Source organism: Oryzifoliimicrobium ureilyticum, from assembly GCF_037199735.1.
GTDB lineage: Bacteria > Pseudomonadota > Alphaproteobacteria > Rhizobiales > Rhizobiaceae > Rhizobium > Rhizobium ureilyticus.
This window is the reverse complement of the sequence record NZ_JBBBVQ010000005.1, coordinates 41,915-55,481: the sequence shown is the minus strand read 5'-3', so window position 1 is coordinate 55,481 and position 13,567 is coordinate 41,915. Positions and strand designations below refer to the sequence as shown.

Sequence of the window (13,567 nt, the reverse complement as noted above, 5' to 3'; positions counted from 1 at the left end):
TTTCCTCAAAGCAGTTCTTTGCGCCCGCCTTAACACTTCGGCCAATGCCTTACAACCCTTGCCCGCGGTGCCTATTGATCGCCAAGGCGTTTACCCGACCAAGGCGAATGAGGGTCTGGCTCACGTCGGTAATCGTCAGCATCGAGATCGACGACGCCCGGCCCAGCGGGTGATTTCGGTTGACCGCGAGTAAATCCGTCCGAAGTTTTGATGACGAACATTCTCTTTGAAATGAACCGCCAGACATGGTCCTGCACTGCCGGCACAAGGAGAAGAAGCGCCAGAATATCGGTGACGAAGCCCGGCACGATCAGGAGCAGCGCCGCCACCACCGACATGACCGGCTTTAACAATTCTGATCCAGGCATCTGACCTGATCTTTGTTGTGTCCTCATCTGCCGCAAGATGTCGAGACCCTGTCGCCGCAGGAGAATAACTCCGCAGACGAAGCTTAAGATGACGAGCGCCAAGGTCAGGCCGAGCCCGAGAACCTTACCGACGATCACAAAGCCCGCGATCTCGACGAGCGGCATCAGGAGAAAAACAATAGGAAGCATGGAAGGACGCATCTTCTTTCCCGACCTCCAGCCGGGTCCTTTCTGCGGCAAACGCGCCGCCATTTGAATCATCTGTGTTACCGGACTATATGGGTATAGAAACTAGAAATGTTAATTGGCAAATGCGTAGGTTATGGGCTCAAGCGACTTCATTACTTTATTCTTCCTCGTTGCTGCGGTGCTGATCTTTCTTCAGCTTCGCAGTGTTCTTGGCCGTCGCACAGGCAATGAAAAGCCGCCACGCGATTCCTACGGTCTTCAAAATACTTCAACCGAGGACGCGCCTGACGCAGGGAAAGTGGTGACTTTGCCACGCCGCGAGGGTTCGGACGAAGAAGACCGCTTTGCTAAGATCGACGCTTTCGCACCGGCCGGCACTCAATTGAACGAGGCTTTAAGAAACCTCGTGCGCTCGGACCCATCCTTTACGCCAAAAGAATTTTTGGATGGCGCGCGCATGGCCTATGAAATGATCGTCATGGCATTTGCGACAGGCGATCGACAGACGCTCAAGAATCTTCTTTCAAAAGAGGTTTACGAAGGTTTTGATGCTGCGATCTCAGAGCGTGAGCATAGGGGCCAGACAGTGAAATCGACATTCATAGGTATCGACAAGGCGGAAATCCTTCAGGCGGAAGTCAAGGGTCCCGAAGCGCAACTGACGCTGCGCATCATCAGCCAGCTGATTTCTGCCACCTATGACAAGGACAACAAGCTTGTCGAAGGAGATGCCGAGAACGTCGCGGAGGTCAACGATATCTGGACATTCGCTCGCGACACGCGCTCTCGCGACCCCAACTGGAAACTGGTGGCCACCGAATCGGAACATGAGTGATCGACCGGCGGATTTTGCATTAGAGGCCGTTGCATTCGACGAACTGCCGGGCTGGAAGGACGACAATCCTTCCAGCCTTTTTACCGCTATGGAGGATTGCTACCGGCATATCACGGAGGTCAAACCCTACCGCACGGGGTCGACGGGGCTGGGCAGTGACGACCTCCTACCACTGCTTGCCGCGGTACGAGGGTTTGCTCCATCGACTGCCGCCGAAGCACGATCCTTCTTCGAGAACATGTGCCAACCCGTCAAAGTCCGCGAACTAGCCGGACAGCGTGGTTTCGTAACCGCCTTTTACGAACCTGAGGTCGAGGTTTCAGATAGTCTCGACGCGGTTTTCCGCTATCCCTTCTATCGCAGACCAGATGATCTTATCGATCTTGATGACAATAACAGACCGGCGGACCTCGATCCGTCCTATGCGTTTGGCCGGATGGTCGAGAACGAAATTAAGCCCTACGCGGATCGAGCCGCCATCGATAGTGGCTTCCTCGCAGGTCAGGGACTTGAAATCGCTTGGGCAAAATCGAAGGTCGACGTCTTTTTTGCCCATGTTCAAGGCGCCTGTCGGCTTGTTTATCCTGACGGTCGCGTCAAACGGATAACCTACGCGGCAAAGGCTGGCCACCCGTTTTCGGCTATCGGGAAACGCTTGATCGAGCTTGGCGAGATTGAGACAAAGGCGATATCGATGCAATCGATCCGTCAGTGGTTGAACGAGCATCCCGATCGCGTCGATGAGATCTTGTGGCATAACCGCTCCTACATTTTTTTCCGCGAAACGGATTCGCCAAGTCTCTCGAAAGGGCCGATTGCTGCGGCCAAGGTTCCCTTGGTCGCGGGTCGATCGCTTGCCGTTGACCGATCGATTCACAGTTTCGGTTTCCCGTTCTTCATCAGCGCGGAGACGCTCAAACACCTAGACCAAGGTCAACCGTTTCAGCATCTCATGCTGGCTCTCGACACCGGATCTGCGATTGTCGGGCCGCAGCGCGGCGACATCTTCACCGGTTCAGGTTTCACTGCTGGCGAGCTTGCCGGGACCGTGCGCCATCCGGCGGATTTTTATATCCTCGTGCCGAAGCAGGCCGTAGCGAGACTTCTGTCATGAGCAAAGACAGAAAGCTGAGCAGCGAAGAGCGCATTTTGTGGGGCAAGGTGGCACGCAGCGCACGGCCCCTTCATCCCGAACGAATGTCCGATGATGACGTGGAGGCGTTTGAGCAGGAGGCAACTCACGCCATGGCTTCGGGACGATCGCATTTAACGCCTGCCCAAGCAGAACCAGATCGACCGGTCAAGAAGAAGCCGTCGGGCATACACTACCCGCTTGAACGGCCTGTGAAGAAGAAGATTGCCAAAGGACGTGTTGCGCTCGAGGCGCGGCTTGATCTTCACGGCCTCGTTCAGGACGAGGCACATGCCGTCCTCCTCGACTTTCTGATCAGGGCGCATCAGCGCGGATTGCGCCACGTTCTTGTCATAACCGGTAAAGGCAGCTCCTATGGCAGCGATGGCGCCCTGAAAAGGGCAGTGCCGCTCTGGTTTTCAAAGCCTGACTTCCGGCACCTGATCTCCTCCTACGAAACAGCGGCGCGCCATCATGGCGGGGAGGGGGCGCTTTACATCAGACTTGCCCGCCGACATGGGGAAGAAGCATGACACCCTTTGGTGAAGCGGTCAGACGCTTGCGCGCCCGAAAAGGCGTATCGCAAAAAGAGATGGCCATGGCTTTGCAAGTTTCACCTGCCTATCTCTCTGCCCTCGAGCACGGCAAGCGCGGGCTTCCAAGCTTCGAATTTTTGCAGCGCGTTGCCGGCTACTTCAACATCATCTGGGATGAAGCGGACGAACTTTTTGCGGTTGCACGATGTTCCGATCCCCGCGTTGTCATCGACACTTCCGGTTTGCCACCTGAGTATACGGCTTTGGCCAACAAGCTAGCCGCTAAAATTCGAGACTTGGACACGACAAGAATTGCCGAAATCGATATGCTTCTAGAAAAACAAAGCCAAGACACCATAAAAGCGTTATAATCCCCCGTTTTCTTGTGGTTTTAAGGGCCGGCTATTGGGAAAATCGGCTGAAAACCTATATTCTAAAACGATACGGAGACGCTGATTCGCGTCACTTCTCGCGACCTCCGCAACAGGGAATTCTTAGACAGTATGAGCGATACGAACGTGACGGATACAGCCGTCCCCGAATATGGTGCCGATTCGATCAAGGTGTTGAAAGGGCTGGATGCTGTTCGCAAACGTCCCGGCATGTATATCGGCGATACGGACGACGGCTCCGGTCTCCATCATATGGTCTATGAGGTGGTTGACAACGCCATCGATGAGGCCTTGGCCGGCCATGCTGATATTGTCACTGTGACCCTCAATGCGGACGGGTCTGTGACCGTCACGGACAATGGCCGCGGCATTCCGACCGACATTCATACTGGCGAAGGCGTCTCGGCGGCCGAGGTCATCATGACCCAGCTGCACGCCGGGGGAAAATTCGACCAGAATTCCTATAAGGTTTCCGGAGGCCTTCATGGCGTTGGCGTTTCCGTCGTCAATGCTCTTTCGGTCTGGCTGAAGCTTAGGATTCGCCGTAACGGCAAGGTTCACGAGATGAGCTTCACGCACGGTGTCGCCGATGCTCCGCTTGTCGTCACTGGCGAGGCGGAAGGTCGCTCCGGCACGGAAGTGACCTTCATGCCAAGCTCGGAAACATTCACGATGACCGAGTTCGATTACGACACGCTTGAGCGGCGTCTGCGTGAACTTGCATTTCTGAACTCAGGTGTCAGAATCCGGCTAACGGACAAGCGTCATTCCGACGTAAGGCAGGAAGAAATGCTTTACGAGGGCGGCCTTGAAGCCTTCGTGACTTATCTCGATCGTGCCAAGAAGCCGCTGGTAAATCGTCCAGTCGCTATCCGCGGCGAAAAAGACGGCATTACGGTGGAAGTCGCAATGTGGTGGAACGACAGCTACCATGAAAACGTGCTGTGCTTCACCAACAACATTCCGCAGCGCGACGGCGGCACGCATATGGCGGGCTTCCGCGCCGCTCTCACCCGCCAGGTCGTTTCTTATGCCGACACTTCCGGTATTACGAAAAAGGAAAAGGTCAGCCTTCAGGGCGAAGATTGCCGCGAAGGCCTAACTGCCGTTCTTTCCGTGAAAGTTCCGGATCCAAAATTTTCCTCTCAGACCAAGGACAAGCTCGTATCCTCAGAAGTACGGCCCGTCGTTGAGAGCCTTGTGAGCGAGGCGCTCAGCCATTGGTTCGAGGAGCATCCGGCAGAAGCTAAAATTCTGGTCGGCAAGGTGGTAGAGGCCGCGGCGGCACGCGAAGCGGCTCGGCGCGCGCGTGAACTCACGCGGCGCAAGGGCGCGCTGGACATTGCCTCGTTGCCAGGCAAACTCGCGGATTGTTCGGAGCGCGATCCCACCAAGTCAGAAGTTTTTCTTGTCGAGGGCGATTCGGCCGGCGGATCGGCGAAACAGGGACGTTCGCGTGAAAACCAGGCAATCCTGCCCCTGCGAGGCAAGATCCTGAACGTCGAGCGTGCGCGCTTTGACAAGATGCTGCTGAGCCAGGAAATCGGAACGCTGATTACTGCGCTCGGAACCGGCATCAAAGATGAGTTCAACGCCGATAAGCTGCGTTACCATAAGATCATCATCATGACAGACGCTGACGTTGACGGCGCCCACATCCGCACGCTGCTTCTCACATTCTTCTTCCGTCAAATGCCGGAACTGATTGAACGCGGCCATCTCTATATAGCTCAGCCTCCTCTCTACAAGGTGACCCGCGGCAAGTCGGTTCAGTACGTCAAAGACGAAAAGGCACTTGAGGATTATCTGATTGGCCAGGGGCTCGATGAAGCAAGGCTGACGCTCGGGAATGGCGAAGTGCGGGCTGGCCAGGACCTTCGAGAGGTCATTCAGGATGCGCTTCGTCTTCGCACGCTTCTTGATAATCTACATTCCCGTTACAACCGCTCCGTTGTTGAACAGGCCGCGATTGCAGGAGCCTTGAATGCCGAGGCGCTCCACAGCCGTGCTGAAGAATTGACGGCCGAGGTCGCTGCACGCCTTGATATGATTGCCGAAGAAACGGAACGCGGTTGGCAAGGCAGTCTTGCCAACGACGGCGGGCTGCGTTTTGAGCGAATGGTCCGTGGCGTCAAAGAAGTCGTCTTCCTCGACACGGCGCTTCTCGGTTCGCAAGATGCGCGCCTCATCGACAACCTCTCCGGCCGTCTTCAAGAAATCTACAAGACGTCACCTGTATTAGCACGGCGGGACGGAGAAACTGAGATTTCCGGTCCAAGGGCGTTGCTTGAAGCTGTCTTCGCAGCTGGCCGCAAGGGCCTAACCATGCAGCGCTACAAGGGGCTAGGAGAAATGAACGCCGAGCAGTTGTGGGAAACCACGCTCGATCCGAATGTGCGTTCGCTTCTGCAAGTCAAGGTCAGCGACGCTACCGATGCCGACGGCTTGTTTGCACGACTGATGGGCGATGAAGTCGAGCCTCGTCGCGAATTCATTCAGGATAATGCGCTCAACGTCGCAAATCTCGATATCTAATCTCTCCTCGCTCGTATTCGCCTCGTCGAGCAAAAAAAGATCAACCGGAATAAGTAGCGGCGCGCCTTCATGACGCGCCGTTTCGCTTTTAACGACTAAAGCTGGATACGGGTCGATCAGCGAGATCAGCGCCATCAGTTGGCGGTAAAAGTACCGTTGAAGGCCACTTCAGACAGCGGCTTCCGACTGCTCGGAACTTCTCGCTCGCGCAGTTTGTCGGGAAGCGTGTCTCTATCGCCAATTGTCCCGATGGCGACTGCCGCTTCCACGCGGTAGCCATCCGGAATCGCATAGGCCTCTTTGATCTTGTCGTAGTGAATGCCGCCCATCCCGTGGGTATGAAAGCCAGCAAGATGTGCTTGGATAGAGAGAAAACCAAAGGCAGTTCCGGCATCGAAGGAATGCGAGTAACTCGGTTTGCGCTCGCCATCGACTTCGCCTTGAAATGTTCGCGAGACGATGAAGACGAGAGCAGAAGCGTTTTGAGCCCATCCCTGATTGAACTCTATCAGGAGTTCGAGCGCCTTTTCCCACTGTTCCGTACCCTTCAGGGCATAGATGAAACGCCAGGGCTGCTGATTGGACGAAGACGGCGCCCAGTGTGCCGCCTCGAGTATAGAGAGTATCTGTTCTTCCGAAATCGCCTCATCGCGGAACGCTCGGGGCGACCAGCGGTCCAGGAAGAGTGAATCGATAGGAAATGAAGATTCGCGGTGGTTACTTTTTGTCATAGCGTTTCCATTCAAAAAGATAGCGCGGCATCGTAAAATGTTCTGAAGCCATTTGCCAATCGCGAAGGCATCACACTGCGGTGTCTTCGAGAGCGGCGCCCTCGAAAAAGCCTGGTGACACGGATGAATAATTTGTTCATAGGTAAGCAAAGCTAGAGGAGAAAGCTCTGATGAAACTACTGCGCATTGGAAAACCCGGAGAGGAAAAGCCCGCTCTGTTGGACCAGAATGGTAAAATTCGCGATCTTTCTGCGCATGTCGCCGACATCGGCGGTGTTGGTATCTCCCCGGATAGTCTTGCACGCCTCCAGGCCATTGATCCGTCTTCCCTGCCGGAAACAGCACCGGACAGATATGGCCCGTGCGTGGCCGGGACAGGCAAATTCATCTGCATTGGCCTGAATTACTCCGATCACGCTGCAGAAACAGGTGCAACAGTCCCACCGGAGCCTATCATATTCATGAAGGCAAGCTCCGCCATCGTTGGTCCGAATGACGATGTGGTTATCCCTCGCGGGTCCGAGAAGACCGATTGGGAAGTCGAGCTCGGTGTCGTCATTGGGCAAAAGGCGAAATATGTATCCGAAGCCGAAGCGCTCGATTACGTAGCCGGCTACTGTGTTACGAATGATGTTTCCGAGCGTGCGTTTCAGACGGAGCGATCCGGCCAATGGACCAAGGGCAAATCATGCGACACCTTCGGTCCTCTGGGGCCTTGGCTTGTTACGAAGGATGAAATACCCGATCCGCAAAATCTTGGCATGTGGCTGAAGGTCAATGGCGAGACAATGCAGAATGGTTCATCCAAGACCATGGTGTACGGCGTTGCCTTCTTGGTTTCTTATCTTAGCCAGTTTATGTCGCTGATGCCCGGCGATGTCATTTCGACAGGAACGCCTCCTGGTGTCGGCATGGGCCTGAAACCACCGCGCTACCTGAAAGCTGGCGACGTCGTCGAACTCGGGATTGAGGGATTGGGTACGCAAAAGCAGACCTTCGTCGCAGACGTTTGATGACATTGATCATCGGCGCCCTCGATGACGGCGTGACCTGCCGTCATCGAAACGACGCTGTGGGAACGCGCTATTTGCTTATTTTCTGCCCGTATGCTTGCCGATCGGGCAGAAATTGATCATGCTGCCGCATCGGCCTTGTTGGAGATGGAGGCTTCTTTAGCGAGCGTCGGAGGAGATGGCCTATGTTTTATCACCTCTATGAATTCAATCATGCGGCGATGACTCCTTTTCGCATCGCCGCAGAGGCGACGCGGCGGGCCTATGACAATCCGCTGAACCCTTGGGCACAGACTGCGTTCGGCCGCACGATCTCGGCAAGTCTGGAAATGTTCGAGCGCATGACGCGCCGTTATGCAAAGCCTGAATTCGGCCTGCATGAAACCGTCATGGATGGCCGACCAGTTTCCGTTGTCGAAAAGCGAGTGTGGTCGCGGCCCTTTTGCAGTCTTCTTCATTTCGAAAAGACGACTTCTGCTGACTATCAACCTGATCAACCGCGTATTCTCGTTGTTGCGCCGATGTCGGGGCACTATGCCACACTGTTGCGCGGCACAGTCGAAGCGCTGCTTCCCCATGCCGATGTCTACATCACCGACTGGATTGATGCCCGAATGGTTCCTTTGGAGGAAGGGCATTTCGATTTCGAAGACTATGTCGACTATCTCGTCGAGATGCTTCATGTCCTGGGTCGCAACACCCATGTGGTTGCTGTCTGCCAGCCGTCGGTTCCGGTTCTGGCTGCGACCGCCATCATGGAGGCAGGCTCGGATCCGCACGCGCCTGCTTCGATGACGCTGATCGGCGGTCCAATCGACACAAGGATCAATCCGACGGCCGTCAACAAAATGGCGGTAGAGCGGCCGATCGAATGGTTTGCCGAAAACGCCGTTATGGAAGTGCCCTGGCCGCAACCCGGTTTCAGAAGACGAGTTTATCCCGGGTTCCTCCAGCTTTCCGGCTTCATGTCGATGAACCTTGATCGACATGTCGTTGCGCATCGGGAGTTCTTCCTGCACCTCGTTAAGAATGACGGGGAGCCGGAAAAGCATCGCGAGTTCTACGATGAATATCTGGCCGTCATGGATCTCACTGCTGAATTCTACCTCCAGACCGTTGAGCGGGTTTTCATCAACCATGCTCTTCCGAAGGGTGAGCTTCTGCATCGCGGCCAGTTTGTCGATCCAATGGCGATCAAGAACGTCGCTCTGTTTACGATCGAAGGTGAAAACGACGACATTTCCGGCGTTGGACAAACTCAGGCTGCGCATCAAATCTGTGGCAATATCCGGCAGGAGAAGCGGTTACATTATCTCCAGCCGGATGTAGGGCATTACGGCGTTTTCAACGGTTCACGCTTTAGAAGCGAAATCGCGCCGCGCATCATTCGGTTTGCACGAGAGCAATCCCAAACGGCGTGATGCTGGTCGGCTATATAATTTCTTCGTTACGAAACAGGTAATTAACCAGACCCCCGACTTTGCCGCCTTGAACCGCCAAAGCGGCTTAACCACATCCAAATCGGGCGTTCGCGATTCCGTCGAACGCAGATGAAGGATGGGAAACAATGAACCAGTCTGCATTGCTCCGGCCGGATTGGACCCCGGCAACGATTGCGTTGATGGTGCTCGGCTTCGTGGTCTTCTGGCCGCTTGGTCTGGCAATGCTTGCTTACATTATCTTCGGCGAACGTCTGCGTTCTTTCAAACGCGACGCAAACGATGCTGCTGATCGCTTCTTCGGCGGGCTGAAGCGTCCATACCAGCGCTACAATTCGCACTTTTCAACCGGTAACGTCGCCTTCGACGAATGGCGGACTGCTGAGCTGAATCGCCTTGAAGAAGAGCGCCGCCGGCTTGATGAGATGCGTGAAGAATTCGATTCGTATATGCGCGAGCTTCGCCGAGCCAAGGATCAGGAAGAGTTTGATCGCTTCATGCGCGAGCGCCGCAACTCGCGCGGCGATTCGGGTCCCGTGACTGAATTCACAAGGGCTTAATGCGTTGATCTTGACAGTGGGCCGGCATCTCGATGCCGGCCTTTTTTATGCGATCACCGCCTTTTGGAAAAACGCCGTAAAGCCTCTTCTTTCTCTGAGCTGACACCGACATTCGCGCTCTCAATGAAATACGCTTTGCCCCGGTGGCTCATTCCAGTGCAAGTTTTGCGAAAATGAGGCCGGGACGATTCCCGTTGGCGTGATTTTGCGGTAGCTAATCGCTATGTTTCTATCGCCGCTTCGGAAGAAAATTTCCCCCCGTAAAACCGTTCCGCCGGAGCGGCGAATGCTGGACGTTGACGGAAGGCTCCTGCCACTCACCATCAAGCAGAATGAGCGGGCGACACGTATTACCTTGCGGATCGAGCCCGGCGGAAAAGCTCTCAATATGACCGTTCCCCCGGGTCTGATGCGGCGCGAAGTCGATAACTTCATCGACCGGCACCGCGGTTGGCTGAAGACGCGACTTGCCAAATTGGTGATCGACACCGACCTCAGCGATGGGAGTATTATTCCCTTTAGGGGTGAGGATCACCGTATTGTCCTCACCGGCAGTCTGCGCGGGTTGACGGAAGCCGTGACGCTCGCCGATCAAAAGATCCTGAAGGTGAGCGGTCTTCCCGAATATACCGGTAGACGAATTGCCACCTTTCTGAAAAAGCAGGCGAAACTTGATCTTGAAGAACGCGCGCGGGTGCATGCCCGATCGATTGGAGCGAACATTGGCTCTATTTCCTTCAAGGATACTCGCAGCCGTTGGGGATCTTGCTCATCAAGTGGCAATTTGAGCTTCTCCTGGCGCATCATGATGGCGCCTCCTCTTGTGATCGACTATCTGGCGGCGCATGAGGTGGCCCATCTCAAGGAAATGAACCACGGTCCGCGCTTTTGGGCTCTTTGCCAAAAGCTGTGTCCCAGGATGGAAGAGGCAAAGTCCTGGTTGAAGCAGAACGGAAGCCGGCTTCACGCCATTGACTTCGATTAAGGCCGATTTTGCAGAAGCGTTAAAATGAAGCATCCCTGTGATTTGGCTCGACTTGAGCGTCATTTCGTGCCACTTCGCTCGCATGAAACCGGATATCAAGATATGCGGCCTGAAGACGCCCGAAACCATTGAGCGCGCGGTTGCTCGTGGGGCAAGCCATATTGGTTTTATTTTCTTTGAACAGAGCCCGCGTTACATCGAACCGGCTGATGCGGCCGAAGCCGTTGCGGCAGTGCGCGGAAAAGTGAAAATCGTTGCCGTTGTCGTCGATCCCACAAATGACGATCTTGATGAAATCGTGTCGCTTTTAAAGCCGGACTTGATTCAACTCCACGGTAACGAAACCCCAGATCGCGTTCTCGAAGTCAAAATGCTTTATGGCCTGCCCGTCATGAAGGTATTTTCGGTGCGCGATGCCGATGATCTGAGGCGCATCGATTCCTATATAGGGATAGCTGATCGGTTTTTGTTCGACGCCAAGGCGCCAAAAGGGTCTGAACTTCCTGGAGGTAATGGGGTCTCGTTTGACTGGACTCTGATGAAGCAGCTTGACGAAAACGTCAATTACATGCTTTCCGGAGGCCTGAACAAGGACAATGTTGCAGCGGCCTTGGCCACGACCCGTGCCCGAGGACTAGATGTATCATCCGGGGTTGAAGAAGCGCCGGGCGTGAAGAACATCGATATGATTGACGGATTTTTCGACGCGGTTGCCAAGGCCTCGCACCTTTCCGCCGCCTCAGGGAGTTGAAAGTGGATCAGAGCTTGAAACCAAATTCATTCCGTTCCGGCCCGGACGAAGACGGCCGCTTCGGCATTTACGGTGGTCGTTTCGTCGCCGAGACCCTGATGCCGTTGATCCTAGACCTGCAGGAAGAATGGGCAAAGGCAAAGGGCGATCCGGAATTTCAGGCGCAGCTCAAACATCTCGGAACCCACTATATCGGCCGTCCGAGCCCTCTTTATTTTGCCGAAAGACTGACTGCCGAACTTGGCGGCGCGAAAATCTACTTCAAGCGCGAAGAGCTCAATCATACGGGTTCGCACAAGATCAATAACTGTATCGGCCAGATCCTTCTGGCCAAACGTATGGGTAAAACGCGCATCATCGCTGAAACTGGCGCCGGTCAGCATGGCGTCGCTTCAGCGACCGTCGCAGCTCGCTTCGGCTTTCCTTGCGTCGTTTACATGGGTGCTACGGATGTCGAGCGTCAGGCGCCGAACGTGTTCCGTATGCGTCTTCTCGGCGCTGAGGTGAAGGCCGTAACCTCTGGCAACGGCACCTTGAAGGATGCCATGAACGAGGCCCTGCGCGACTGGGTCACGAATGTCGATGACACTTACTATCTCATCGGGACAGCTGCAGGCCCGCATCCTTATCCCGAAATGGTGCGTGACTTTCAGTCGGTAATTGGCACCGAGGCTCGCCAGCAGCTTCTCGAAGCGGAAGGCCGTCTGCCCAATCTGGTGGTGGCTGCCGTTGGCGGCGGATCGAATGCCATCGGCATTTTCCATTCCTTCCTGGATGATCCCGATGTAAAGATCGTCGGCGTGGAAGCCGGCGGCAGGGGTCTTAGCGGTGAGGAGCACTGCGCGTCCATCACGGCGGGATCGCCAGGTGTTCTTCATGGAAACCGCACCTATCTGCTGCAAGATAATGGCGGGCAGATCAAGGAAGGCCATTCTATATCGGCTGGCCTCGATTATCCCGGGATCGGACCTGAACACGCCTATCTCAACGACATCGGCCGCGTTGAATACGTTCCAATCATGGATCACGAAGCGTTGGAAGCATTCCAGCTTTTGACACGCGTGGAAGGTATCATTCCCGCGCTTGAGCCATCGCACGCAATTGCGGAAATCGTAAAGCGCGCGCCCAAGATGGGCAAAGACGAGATTATTTTGATGAACCTCTCCGGGCGTGGCGATAAAGACATCTTCACCGTTGGGAAGCTTCTTGGCATGGGTGGACAGGCATGACGGCACGGATGAACGAACGTTTTGCTGCGTTGCGAGCCGAAAATCGTCCTGCGCTCGTGACCTATTTTATGGGTGGTGATCCCGATTACGAGACTTCCCTTGCCATCATGAAGGCTTTGCCTGAAGCGGGCTCGGATGTGATTGAGCTTGGCATGCCTTTTTCCGATCCGATGGCCGACGGTCCCGCCATCCAAGCGGCTGGTCAGCGCGCATTGAGGAAAGGCCAAACACTCGAAAAGACGCTCGAGTTGGCAGCCGCGTTTCGCGAGAGCGACCAAAAGACACCTATCGTCATGATGGGATACTACAATCCAATCTACGTCTACGGCGTCGAACGTTTTCTGGACGATGCGCTGAAGTCCGGTATCGACGGCTTGATCGTTGTCGACCTGCCGCCGGAAATGGATGACGAACTCTGCATTCCGGCACTGGAAAAAGGCATTAGCTTTATCCGTCTCGCCACCCCGACGACGGACCACAAGCGCTTGCCCGCCGTTTTGAAGAACACGTCGGGCTTTGTCTATTATGTGTCAATGAATGGGATTACCGGTTCGGCGCTGCCGGATCCGTCGCTCGTCGGCGGAGCCGTGCGTCGCATCAAGGAGCACACGGATCTGCCGGTTTGTGTCGGCTTTGGCGTCAAGACGGCCGAGCATGCACAAGCCATTGGCCAATCTGCCGATGGCGTGGTGGTCGGCACCGCGATCGTCAACCAGATCGCAGCGAGCCTTACACCGGAAGATGGTGCAACGAGCGAGACCGTTCCAGCGGTTGTGACCTTGGTGCGTAGCCTGTCTTCCGGCGTTCGCTCGGCTCGCCTTGTTGCTGCCGAATAATTATCTCACATTGACACTTGTCAATCAGGAGTTTTG

The 13,567-nt window shown here is 55.2% G+C and carries 14 protein-coding genes; 12 read left to right on the top strand and 2 right to left on the bottom strand.

Features of this window, described 5'->3' with window-relative positions; translation table 11 throughout:
- Positions 1–71 precede the first annotated feature (71 nt).
- Positions 72–569 carry an FxsA family protein gene (locus VQ830_RS08935; RefSeq protein WP_337267751.1) on the bottom strand — a complete coding sequence of 166 codons (498 nt, stop codon included), beginning with the start codon at positions 567–569 and terminating at the stop codon, positions 72–74.
- Positions 570–690: 121 nt separating this feature from the next.
- On the opposite strand from VQ830_RS08935, the gene VQ830_RS08930 reads away from it, so the two are divergent.
- The 5 genes from VQ830_RS08930 (at position 691) to gyrB (ending at position 5,987) form a co-directional block, all read left to right on the top strand.
- Positions 691–1,392 carry a Tim44/TimA family putative adaptor protein gene (locus VQ830_RS08930; RefSeq protein WP_337267750.1) on the top strand — a complete coding sequence of 234 codons (702 nt, stop codon included), beginning with the start codon at positions 691–693 and terminating at the stop codon, positions 1,390–1,392.
- Complete coding sequence (gene mltA, locus VQ830_RS08925) at positions 1,385–2,506, top strand: murein transglycosylase A (RefSeq protein WP_337267749.1); 1,122 nt, start codon at positions 1,385–1,387, stop codon at positions 2,504–2,506. The genes VQ830_RS08930 and mltA overlap by 8 nt, the downstream gene beginning before the upstream one ends.
- Positions 2,503–3,057, top strand: coding sequence for a Smr/MutS family protein (locus VQ830_RS08920; RefSeq protein WP_337267748.1), 555 nt, complete (start codon positions 2,503–2,505; stop codon positions 3,055–3,057). Before mltA ends, VQ830_RS08920 begins: the two co-directional genes overlap by 4 nt.
- Positions 3,054–3,431: a helix-turn-helix domain-containing protein gene (locus VQ830_RS08915; RefSeq protein ID WP_337267747.1), complete on the top strand. Its 378-nt coding sequence runs from the start codon at positions 3,054–3,056 to the stop codon at positions 3,429–3,431. Before VQ830_RS08920 ends, VQ830_RS08915 begins: the two co-directional genes overlap by 4 nt.
- A gap of 132 nt (positions 3,432–3,563) precedes the next feature.
- Positions 3,564–5,987 (top strand): DNA topoisomerase (ATP-hydrolyzing) subunit B, encoded by a 2,424-nt coding sequence (gene gyrB, locus VQ830_RS08910; protein WP_337267746.1) that lies wholly within the window; start codon positions 3,564–3,566, stop codon positions 5,985–5,987.
- A gap of 134 nt (positions 5,988–6,121) precedes the next feature.
- Here the strand turns inward: gyrB and VQ830_RS08905 are convergent, their stop codons facing one another.
- Positions 6,122–6,718 (bottom strand): nitroreductase family protein, encoded by a 597-nt coding sequence (locus tag VQ830_RS08905; protein WP_337267745.1) that lies wholly within the window; start codon positions 6,716–6,718, stop codon positions 6,122–6,124.
- A 170-nt stretch (positions 6,719–6,888) separates the two neighbouring features.
- Here VQ830_RS08905 and VQ830_RS08900 point away from each other — a divergent pair, with 170 nt between their 5' ends.
- The 7 genes from VQ830_RS08900 (at position 6,889) to trpA (ending at position 13,531) form a co-directional block, all read left to right on the top strand.
- Positions 6,889–7,731, top strand: a complete 843-nt coding sequence (locus VQ830_RS08900; protein WP_337267744.1) for a fumarylacetoacetate hydrolase family protein — start codon at positions 6,889–6,891, stop codon at positions 7,729–7,731.
- 185 nt (positions 7,732–7,916) lie between these two features.
- Entirely contained in the window at positions 7,917–9,152 is a 1,236-nt protein-coding gene (locus tag VQ830_RS08895; protein WP_337267743.1) for a polyhydroxyalkanoate depolymerase, read from the top strand.
- 146 nt (positions 9,153–9,298) lie between these two features.
- On the top strand, positions 9,299–9,730 hold the full coding sequence (locus tag VQ830_RS08890; RefSeq protein ID WP_337267742.1) for a DUF2852 domain-containing protein: 432 nt from the start codon (positions 9,299–9,301) through the stop codon (positions 9,728–9,730).
- A gap of 223 nt (positions 9,731–9,953) precedes the next feature.
- Positions 9,954–10,715 (top strand): M48 family metallopeptidase, encoded by a 762-nt coding sequence (locus tag VQ830_RS08885; protein WP_337267741.1) that lies wholly within the window; start codon positions 9,954–9,956, stop codon positions 10,713–10,715.
- 82 nt (positions 10,716–10,797) lie between these two features.
- Positions 10,798–11,466, top strand: a complete 669-nt coding sequence (locus VQ830_RS08880) for a phosphoribosylanthranilate isomerase (protein ID WP_337267918.1) — start codon at positions 10,798–10,800, stop codon at positions 11,464–11,466.
- Between the two features lie 2 nt (positions 11,467–11,468).
- Positions 11,469–12,695 carry a tryptophan synthase subunit beta gene (gene trpB, locus VQ830_RS08875; RefSeq protein WP_337267740.1) on the top strand — a complete coding sequence of 409 codons (1,227 nt, stop codon included), beginning with the start codon at positions 11,469–11,471 and terminating at the stop codon, positions 12,693–12,695.
- The gene (gene trpA, locus VQ830_RS08870; protein WP_337267739.1) at positions 12,692–13,531 is read left to right on the top strand and encodes a tryptophan synthase subunit alpha; all 840 of its coding nucleotides are present in this window, start codon (positions 12,692–12,694) and stop codon (positions 13,529–13,531) included. Before trpB ends, trpA begins: the two co-directional genes overlap by 4 nt.
- The last annotated feature ends 36 nt before the right edge of the window (positions 13,532–13,567 follow it).

Excerpts from the sequence above, each read along its gene's own strand:
- VQ830_RS08935 (WP_337267751.1), bottom strand. The coding sequence starts at position 569 with ATGCGTCCTTCCATGCTTCCTATTGTTTTTCTCCTGATGCCGCTCGTC.
- VQ830_RS08930 (WP_337267750.1), top strand. The coding sequence starts at position 691 with ATGGGCTCAAGCGACTTCATTACTTTATTCTTCCTCGTTGCTGCGGTG.
- mltA (WP_337267749.1), top strand. The coding sequence starts at position 1,385 with ATGAGTGATCGACCGGCGGATTTTGCATTAGAGGCCGTTGCATTCGAC.
- VQ830_RS08920 (WP_337267748.1), top strand. The coding sequence starts at position 2,503 with ATGAGCAAAGACAGAAAGCTGAGCAGCGAAGAGCGCATTTTGTGGGGC.
- VQ830_RS08915 (WP_337267747.1), top strand. The coding sequence starts at position 3,054 with ATGACACCCTTTGGTGAAGCGGTCAGACGCTTGCGCGCCCGAAAAGGC.
- gyrB (WP_337267746.1), top strand. The coding sequence starts at position 3,564 with ATGAGCGATACGAACGTGACGGATACAGCCGTCCCCGAATATGGTGCC.
- VQ830_RS08905 (WP_337267745.1), bottom strand. The coding sequence starts at position 6,718 with ATGACAAAAAGTAACCACCGCGAATCTTCATTTCCTATCGATTCACTC.
- VQ830_RS08900 (WP_337267744.1), top strand. The coding sequence starts at position 6,889 with ATGAAACTACTGCGCATTGGAAAACCCGGAGAGGAAAAGCCCGCTCTG.
- VQ830_RS08895 (WP_337267743.1), top strand. The coding sequence starts at position 7,917 with ATGTTTTATCACCTCTATGAATTCAATCATGCGGCGATGACTCCTTTT.
- VQ830_RS08890 (WP_337267742.1), top strand. The coding sequence starts at position 9,299 with ATGAACCAGTCTGCATTGCTCCGGCCGGATTGGACCCCGGCAACGATT.
- VQ830_RS08885 (WP_337267741.1), top strand. The coding sequence starts at position 9,954 with ATGTTTCTATCGCCGCTTCGGAAGAAAATTTCCCCCCGTAAAACCGTT.
- VQ830_RS08880 (WP_337267918.1), top strand. The coding sequence starts at position 10,798 with ATGAAACCGGATATCAAGATATGCGGCCTGAAGACGCCCGAAACCATT.
- trpA (WP_337267739.1), top strand. The coding sequence starts at position 12,692 with ATGACGGCACGGATGAACGAACGTTTTGCTGCGTTGCGAGCCGAAAAT.